This window comes from Arthrobacter sp. NPDC080073 (genome assembly GCF_040686575.1).
GTDB lineage: Bacteria > Actinomycetota > Actinomycetes > Actinomycetales > Micrococcaceae > Arthrobacter.
On the sequence record NZ_JBFBKR010000050.1, the window covers coordinates 1 to 1,625 of the forward strand.

1 protein-coding gene and 1 pseudogene are annotated in these 1,625 nt (G+C 62.2%); one reads left to right on the forward strand and one right to left on the reverse strand.

From position 1 onward, the window contains the following. Nucleotides 1-146, forward strand: a pseudogene (locus AB0O52_RS23275) (IS110 family transposase); the annotation flags it as partial. Here AB0O52_RS23275 and AB0O52_RS23280 read toward each other — a convergent pair. Next, nucleotides 134-1,237: an IS30 family transposase gene (locus tag AB0O52_RS23280; RefSeq protein ID WP_364542972.1), complete on the reverse strand. Its 1,104-nt coding sequence runs from the start codon at nucleotides 1,235-1,237 to the stop codon at nucleotides 134-136. The pseudogene AB0O52_RS23275 and the gene AB0O52_RS23280 sit on opposite strands and share 13 nt — an antisense overlap. Nucleotides 1,238-1,625 lie beyond the last annotated feature (388 nt).

Here is a 1,625-nt window from a genome sequence, read left to right on the forward strand (position 1 = left end):
ACGACCGGAAGCGCGGAGAAGGAAAATCCCATAAACAAGCCCTCATCGCCCTCGCCAGACGCCGCATCAACGTCCTCTGGGCCATGCTCCGCGACCACACCCCCTACCAGGAACCAATCCCAAGAATCAAAGCTCAGGCGGCTTGACAGAAACATTGAGATTCCCAATGGCCAGCTTCCGTCTTGGTCTCAATGGCCGGCGGGCGCTGGCTGATCATGGTCATGTTCCGGACGACCGCGCCGTGACCGGAACCGGTCCGCCATCGGTGTCTGCGGATTTTCCGCCCGGTGCGCAGCCGGGGACAGTATTTCTTATCCAAACCGTCGTCATCGTTGAAGAGCAATGCCCGGTAGATGGTCTCAGGACTCAGTTGAAGGCCCGGTTCGAAGGGGAATTGCAGTGCGAGCCAGCCGCAGATCTGCTCGGGCGACCAGTGGCGATTGAGCTTGCGCTGCACGATCGCGCGAAGTCGCCGGTTCCGTCTGAGCTTCCGATCCCGTGGCCGGCGCCGCTGCTGGCTGGCGCTGTGATCTGCAGCGTGCGGGGAGTATCGGCCGTGGCCGTCGCGGTGACGGTCCAGTTCCCTTTTGATCGTTGAGGGGCAGCGTCCGAGTTCACGCCCGATGCGCCGCAGTGAGCAGTCGAGCCGGAGCAGGTCAGCGATCTGAATCCTTTCCAGCAGGGACAGGTACCGTCCGGAGCCTTGAACGGGAACCCTTATATGGCTCTGCTCGGCCCGTTGGTTCCTAAGTTTCGTGCCGGCGCGTCTGCTCATACCCAACATCCTGCAGGCCTCAGCGTTGCTGGATCCGGCATTCACCAGGTCCCAGTACCGTGTCTCCGCCAGATCACGACGAGCCTTCGCCGGGGAGACCGTCTGGGCCGCCCGTGCGGCGAACAGCCGGGCGTCCTGGATTCCGGCACGATGAGCCTGGTCGAGACGCTCCTTCGCGACGGTCAGCTCCGTCTTCCATCTTTTCTCCCATGCGGCGGCCGTGCCCGGCAGCAGCCGCAGCTCCTTCGCGACCCTCGCCGGCCCGTTCGATGCCCGCAACAGAGTGAAGCGATTGTAGAGCCAGCGGTATCCGGTCGCCCGGCTTACTCCCGCGCCCTGCGTTGCTTTCGCGAGGCTGGCGCCTTGCTGGTATGAGGCCCAGAACGCTGCCTCCACCTCCACCCCGACCTGGAAGTGATGGCGTCCGTCGTCCCGCCGGAATCTGTCCTCCCACTCGATCACTCGCGAAGAGGAGAATCCAAGCTTTGCCTGAGCGGCCTCAGTGCCAAGACCCGAGATACGCAATTGCAGGAACTTTTCGCACAACCATCGGTAAGCTGTCTCCTTCCCGATACCCGCTGCGCGGGCTGACGGCTTGAGACCCTTTCCCTCACGAATCAGAGCAAGAAACCGTGCGCCCGCAGGCGAATCCAAACGTCGATACATAACCACAGCCCCTAATACAGGCGTTGCTTCGACCGACAGAATCCGGGTACCCAAACTGCAACACCACTCGTGTCTCGCAACCCTTGGGTGGCGAGTTCAGGTGGTGAGTGCAACACCCTGAATTCTGTGGGGTGTCGTCGATGGGCAGACCGTGGTCGCCGTTGAGTGTTCGTTTAGCGTTCTG